Annotated in this window: 5 protein-coding genes and 1 pseudogene; 5 read left to right on the forward strand and 1 reads right to left on the reverse strand. The window is 74.5% G+C overall.

Features of this window, described 5'->3' with window-relative positions:
* Positions 1–140: pseudogene (locus tag B124_RS36655) on the forward strand (IS5/IS1182 family transposase); the annotation flags it as partial.
* A 322-nt stretch (positions 141–462) separates the two neighbouring features.
* On the opposite strand, the gene B124_RS36660 reads toward B124_RS36655, so the two are convergent.
* Positions 463–1,212 carry an SDR family NAD(P)-dependent oxidoreductase gene (locus tag B124_RS36660; protein ID WP_496507352.1) on the reverse strand — a complete coding sequence of 250 codons (750 nt, stop codon included), beginning with the start codon at positions 1,210–1,212 and terminating at the stop codon, positions 463–465.
* Positions 1,213–1,342: 130 nt separating this feature from the next.
* Between B124_RS36660 and B124_RS36665 the strand changes: the two genes are divergently transcribed.
* The 4 genes from B124_RS36665 to B124_RS36680 all read left to right on the forward strand — a co-directional run.
* Complete coding sequence (locus B124_RS36665) at positions 1,343–1,777, forward strand: Rrf2 family transcriptional regulator (RefSeq protein WP_496507353.1); 435 nt, start codon at positions 1,343–1,345, stop codon at positions 1,775–1,777.
* 338 nt (positions 1,778–2,115) lie between these two features.
* Positions 2,116–2,859, forward strand: a complete 744-nt coding sequence (locus tag B124_RS36670; protein WP_496507354.1) for a hypothetical protein — start codon at positions 2,116–2,118, stop codon at positions 2,857–2,859.
* On the forward strand, positions 2,859–5,129 hold the full coding sequence (locus B124_RS36675) for a bifunctional serine/threonine-protein kinase/ABC transporter substrate-binding protein (RefSeq protein WP_496507355.1): 2,271 nt from the start codon (positions 2,859–2,861) through the stop codon (positions 5,127–5,129). The genes B124_RS36670 and B124_RS36675 overlap by 1 nt, the downstream gene beginning before the upstream one ends.
* Positions 5,130–5,144: 15 nt before the next feature.
* Positions 5,145–6,442 (forward strand): serine/threonine-protein kinase (locus tag B124_RS36680; protein WP_496507356.1); only part of this gene is annotated, 1,298 nt, incomplete at its 3' end.

Below are 6,442 nucleotides of genomic sequence, written 5' to 3' on the forward strand. Positions count from 1 at the left end.
ACAAGAAGCGCAACGTCGTCGAGCGGGCGATCAATCGCCTCAAGAACCACCGGGCCGTGGCCACCCGCTACGACAAACGCGCCTACGTCTACCTCGGGACCATCACCGTCGCAGCCCTGGCCATCTGGCTCCGCACATGATCCGAGAAACAGAACCTAGTGCTGGCCCACCCCGGGCGTCTGGCCGGACCTCCGAGATCACGGGAGCGTAGCGCCCCCGACACCGAGGGTAATGGAGGTGCCCGGTGAGACGAGTGTTCACAGAACTGCCCGCGGATGGCGACCGATCGCCTCTCCATTTCCCGCCGTGCCGATGCGGCAATCACGTCTGTCCGGAGGTAAGACGCATGTCCGACGACAACGGCACGCACACGGCGCACGCCGTGTCCGCGCACGTGCGGGTTGCCGGCGGTCGGCGCCCCGAAGGCGCGGTGTCCTTCGGGGCGCCCACCAGGGACTCGGTTCAGGCGTTGTAGCCGCCGTGGGCGTCCAGCACCGCGCCCGTGACGTACGACGCGGCGGGGCTGGCCAGAAAGGCGATCGCCGCGGCGATTTCGTCGGGGTGGCCCACGCGTTGCAGAGACAGCGAGCTGACCAGGGCCTTGAGGGTCTCGGGGTCCGGCAATTCCATGCCGCCCTCCATCATTCCGGCCTCCACGACGTTGGCCGTGATGTTCCGGGGCCCGAGGTCCCGTGCGACCCCCAGGGTGTACCTCGTGACCCCCGCCTTGGTCGCCGAGTAGTCGGCAACGCCCGGGACACCGGCCCGGGAGCCCATTCCGGAACTCACGGTGATGATGCGGCCACCCGCGCGCAGCACCCGGGAGGCGGCCCGGGTGACGGCGATCACGCCGAGGTAGTTGGTGGCGTGTATCCGGTCCAGGGCGGCGGTGTCGGCGTCCGGGTCGTCCACCGTGCTGGCCATCGTGATCGCGGCGTTGTTGACGAGGATGTCCAGGCCGCCGAAGTGCGCGACCACGTCGTCGATCAGCGCCGGCGCCCGGCCCGTGTCCGCCTGGTCGGACTTGAAGGCGACGGCCTTGGCTCCCTTGGCCTGCACCTCGTCGACGACGGCCTGCGCCTTCTGCTCAGAGCTGACATAGGTGAAGGCGACGTCGGCGCCCTGCTCGGCCAGCAGTCGTACGGTCGCGGCGCCCAGTCCGCGCGAGCCCCCGGTGACCAGGGCGACCTTGCCCGTCAGTGGCTTGCTCATGCTTCTCTCCCCGTTGATTGACCCTCTTCCCAGCAGTCGTAACTGTAATTGTTACGACTGACTGTTGCAACCATATCTGTTACGACCGCGACTGTCGTAACATAGAGCGTTGCGACTGGGAGGAGGGATCATGAGTGCCAACAGCAGGCTGACCCTTGCCGCCCACGCGCTGGCCTGGATCGGCCTCTACCAGCGCCAGGGCCACGAGGTCGCCACCTCCGAGCAGATCGCCGGCAGCGCGAACACCAACCCCGTGGTGATCAGACGGCTGCTCAGCGAGCTGCGCAGAGCCGGGCTCGTGGAGTCCCGGCGGGGCGTGGGCGCGGGCTGGTCGCTGACGCGCGAGCTGGAATCCATGACCCTGCTCGATGTGTACGAGGCAGTGGAGACCGGCCCGCTGTTCGCCATGCACCGCACCACCCCGGACCAGGGATGCGTGGTGGGTTACGGCATCCAGCCGGCGATGCAGGGCGTCTACGCGGACATCGAGGAGACCCTGAGACACAAGCTGGCCGGCGTCACGCTCGAAAACGTACTCCGCGACGTACTCGCGGCACCTCGCTAGCCTCTCCGTTACGCCCTGGACAACATCAAGAACCCTCTGTAAGCCCACGCCGGCGCCCTTGTAGAGTTCGGATCCAAGACGGCGTGCCGCTCCGGTGCCCGGCGCGGAACCGCCGGGCACCGGAGCGGCATCCGTATGGGTGGCCGCCTCGTGACGCAGGGTCGGTGGGGCTCCGGGGGCCGCGGGAGACTGGGGTGGGGATCGTGACGTACGGAAGACGCGTACGCCGCCGGGGGGTTCCGGCGGTTTTACTCGGACTGCTGCTCGCCGGCGGCGCGGGGGCCTGTGACAGCGGGAGCGAGCCCGAGGGGAAAGGGACCGCGGGCCCGATCAGGAGCGTGGACGCGGGGGACGGCGGCGGCGCGGAGCCGACGGAGATCCCGACGCCCGCCCCGGAGCGGGTCCCCCACACCGCGGCGCAGGCACAGCAGTTGATCGAGGACGTCATCGCGGAGCCGGAGCTGTTCGGCCCGGACGCGGTGCCGGCGACGCCGCACGAGAGCGACCCGTCCCGCTGGACGGTGCTCGCCGAGAACTGCGCCTGGCGCACGGAGGAGCTGCCCGACGACGTACTGGCCACGCTCACCCGCTACTACGAGGTCCCCGCGGAGGGCGGCAAGGGGTCGCTCCGGCTGTCGGCCACGGTGACCGTGCACCGCACGACCCTGGACGCGGCGTGGGAGCAGGCGCGGATGCTGGAGGAGGCGGTCGGCTGCCCGGAGCAGACCCTGCGGGCCGGCGAGCGGCTGACGGACCTGATCTCGCTGGCCGTCGCGCGCGGTGAGGGCGCCAACGACACGAGCGACGACTCCCTCTCCGAGCGCGGTGCGTGTGTCAGCGACAGCCGGGGCGGGCCGTACCCGTACTCCTGGGATCAGTCGACCTTCGGCCCGGTGGTGGTCGGCGTCTCCGTCTGCGGCGGCGCCGGTCGGTCCGAGGCCGAGGTGAACGGTCTGAGCGTCGAGCCCGCGGCGACGATGATGCTGCGGGCCGAGGGCGCGATCGCCCGCGAGGACGGCGAGGGCAACGACGGGGACGGCGACGGCCCTGACGGCACCGCCGGTTCGAAGGGGGGCGCGTGATGGAGGAGCTGCTCCCCACCGACCCCGCGCACCTGGGCGGGAACCGGCTGCTGGGCCGGCTCGGCGCCGGCGGCATGGGCGTGGTCTACCTCGCCAGGACCGCGGCCGGCGCCCCGGCCGCGGTGAAGGTCATCCAGCCCGAGTACGCAGAACAGCCCCAGTTCCGGGCCCGCTTCCGCCGCGAGGCGGCGTCCGCCCGCCGGGTCGCCAGCCCGTGGGTGGTGCCCGTGCTCGACGCCGACACCGAGGCCGACGCGCCGTGGCTGGCGACGGCGTTCGTGCCGGGGCCTTCGCTGGCCGAGGCGGTCGCCGCGTGCGGCCCGCTGCCCGACCACGGCGTGCGGGTGCTGGGCAAGGTGCTGGCGCGCGCGGTCGCCGCGGTGCACGACGCCGGCCTGGTCCACCGCGATCTCAAGCCCGGCAACGTGCTGCTCGCGCTCGACGGCCCGCGGCTCATCGACTTCGGCATCGCCCGGCCCACGGCGGCCGAGGAGACGGAGCTGACGTCGGACAGCATGGTCGTCGGCACGCCCGGTTTCCTCTCCCCGGAGCAGGCGCGGGCGCGGCAGGTCGGGCCGGCGAGCGACGTCTTCTCACTGGGGTGCGTGCTGGCGTACGCGGCCACCGGCCGGCTGCCCTTCGGCAGCGGCGCCGCGGAAGCGCTGCTGTACCGCACGGTGCACGACGACCCGGATCTCGGCGGCATCGCGGACGAGAGCCTGCGGGCGCTGCTCGTACGGTGCCTGGCCAAGGAGCCCGAAGCGCGGCCCACCGCGGCCGAGTTGGACACCGGGCTGGAGGCGGACGCGCCGGAGAGCGACATCGACTGGCTGCCGGACGCGGTCGTACGGATGGTCGCCGAGCGGTCGGAGGAGATGCTGCGGCTGCCCGGCGTCGAGCCCACCGAGGTCTCCGAGGCGCCGGCGGAGACGGCGGAGACGGGGGAGACAGCGGAAACCGCCGGGAAAGCGGGGGACCCGGGAGATGCGGGGATCGGGATCGCGGACACCGCCGGCGGCCTGGACACCACCGCCGCCGCCGGGTCCGCCGGCCCCGGCCGCCGCCGGGTCCTCGCGCTGGCCGGCGGCGGCGCCGTGCTCCTCGCCGCGGGCGGCGGCACCGCGCTGTGGGCCGCACTGCGCGACGACGGCGACCCGCCCGCGAAGCCGGGCGGCCCGCGCTGGACCATCGGGCTGCACGCGGACCTGACCAGCCCTCAGAAGGCCGCCGGTGTCGCCCAGGAGCGGGCGGCCCGGCTGGCGGTGGAGCAGTTCAACGCCCGGAAAAGCAAGCCGTTCACGCTTGGACTGGCCGTCGCCGACGACCGCGGCGACCCGGCCCGGGCGCTCAGCGTGGCCCGGCGGCTGACCGGCGAGCGCGACGTGCTCGCCGTCCTCGGCCCCACCGCGTACGCCTCCACCCAGGCGGCGCTGGACGTGTACGAGGGCGCGGGGATGCCGGTGCTGACGGTCTCGGAGGGGTCGTTCAGCGCCGCGCAGGCGGCGCTGGCCGCCGGGGAGCCGAAGTCGTACTTCCACACGACCTCCCTCAGCCTGGAAGCCTCCTACGCCACCGTGTTCACGCTCATCAGCCAGGGTTCGGCACACGTGGGGCTGCTCACCGACCGGGCGGGCGGGGTCCGCGCCTGGGAGCACAGCAGCATCGCGCACAACGGGGCCGCCGGTCTGGGAGTGGACCTGTACCTGCGCATCGTGCCCGCCGCCGCGGACGAGGACGACTTCGGCCCGGTGGTGGCGGACATCCTCGACCACGGCGTCGACAGCTTCTACTACACCGGTACCCCCGAACGCGCCGCCGCGGTCGCGCGCGAGCTGGCGAAGCGGGGCTTCGACGGGCCGCGGTTCGTCGACGAGCCGGCCGCCGCCGGCCCGTTCACCGCCGCGGCGGCGGACGCGGCAGCGGGCTGGCAGGCGCTGACCCCGTACGCCGGCCCGGAGGCGGATCCCGTACGGGACTTCGCCGCCGCGCACCGCAAGCGGTTCGGCGAGGCGCCGGGCCCGTGGGCGGCGGAGGCGTACGACGTCACCCGGCTGATCGCCGACCGCCTCACCGCCGTCACGCGCAAGGGCCGGCGCAAACCCACCCGCGAGCGGCTGGCCGAGTCGCTGGCCGGGGCCCGGTTCAAGGGGCTGACGACCACGTACAGCTTCGACGACGAGAGGAAGATCGAGCAGGGGAAGCTCCACCACTACCGGGTCGAGGGCGGCCGGTTCGGCTACGTCGGTCCGGCGGCGCTCCCCGGCTCCTGACGGGGAGGGCGGACGATGCGGGCGCTGCGCGCGGACGACCCGGACGAGCTGGGCGGGCACACGCTGCTCGCCCGCCTCGGCGCGGGCGGCATGGGCGTGGTCTACCTGGCGCGAGGCGGCGACGGCACGCTGGTGGCGCTGAAGGTCATCCGGCCCGAGCACGCGGCGAATCCGGCGTTCCGCGCCCGGTTCCGGCGCGAGGTGCGGCTGGCGACGGGGCTGACGGGCCGCTGGGTGGTGCCGGTGACCGCGGCCGACCCCGAGGCCCGGGCGCCGTGGCTGGCCACGGCGTATGTGCCGGGTCCCGCGCTGGCGGAAGCGGTGGACGGCTACGGGCCGCTGCCGCCGTACCCCGTCGCCACGCTCGGCGCGCGGCTGGCGGAGGCGCTGGCGGAGGTGCACGCAGCGGGTCTTGTGCACCGGGACGTCAAGCCGGGCAACGTGCTGCTGGCGCTCGACGGGCCGCGGCTCATCGACTTCGGTATCGCGCACGACTCCGGGTCGACGGCGCTGACGGCGCCCGACGCGGTGATCGGCACGCCCGGGTACCTCGCGCCGGAGCAGATCAGGGCGGGCGGCCGGGCGGGGCCGCCGAGCGACGTGTTCGCGCTGGGGTGCGTGCTGGCGTACGCGGCCACGGGGCGCCGCCCGTACGGCACGGGCAACCCGGCGGCGGTCCTGTACCGCACCGTCCACGAGGCGCCTGACCTGGCGGGGTTGGAGATGCTGCCGCCGGGGCTGCGGACGACGATCACGTCCTGCCTGGCGAGGGATCCCGGGGACAGGCCCACGGCGGCGGAGCTGCGGACGTCACTGGCCGCGGAGCGGACCGCCGCCGCGGAGCGGCCTGCCGCCGCGGGCCCGGAGGGGGCTGCCACCGGGGGCCCGGAGGGGGCTGCCACCGGGGGCCCGGAGGGGGCTGCCGCGGACGCCTCGCCGGATGCGGGGCCGGCGGACCCGCGGGTTCCGTCGCCCCCGCCGCCGGACGCGGCCACCCGCGTGCTGCGGGAGAACGAGGCCGGACCGGCGTCGGAGACGCTGCCGTACGTCGAGGGCGAAGCCGCCGGACACGGCGCGGGAGGCCGGCGGTCCGAAGCGGACGAAGGCGGGGGTGAGCGCCCGGCGGCGCGGCGCAACGGCGGCGCCGGGGATTCGCCGGCGGGCGGGCACCCGGCCGCGGGCCGGGGCGGCGAAGCCGGGGGTCTGCCGCCCGGCCAGGACGGATCCGCGGACGGCCGGGCTGCCGCGGGCTCCCGTACGGCGGCCCGCCGCGGCGGGCCGAGCACCGGCGGCCCGCAGTCCCCCGACGCACC

It is taken from the genome of Streptomyces sp. CNP082 (genome assembly GCF_059570535.1).

Excerpts from the sequence above, each read along its gene's own strand:
- B124_RS36660 (WP_496507352.1), bottom strand. The coding sequence starts at position 1,212 with ATGAGCAAGCCACTGACGGGCAAGGTCGCCCTGGTCACCGGGGGCTCG.
- B124_RS36665 (WP_496507353.1), top strand. The coding sequence starts at position 1,343 with ATGAGTGCCAACAGCAGGCTGACCCTTGCCGCCCACGCGCTGGCCTGG.
- B124_RS36675 (WP_496507355.1), top strand. The coding sequence starts at position 2,859 with ATGGAGGAGCTGCTCCCCACCGACCCCGCGCACCTGGGCGGGAACCGG.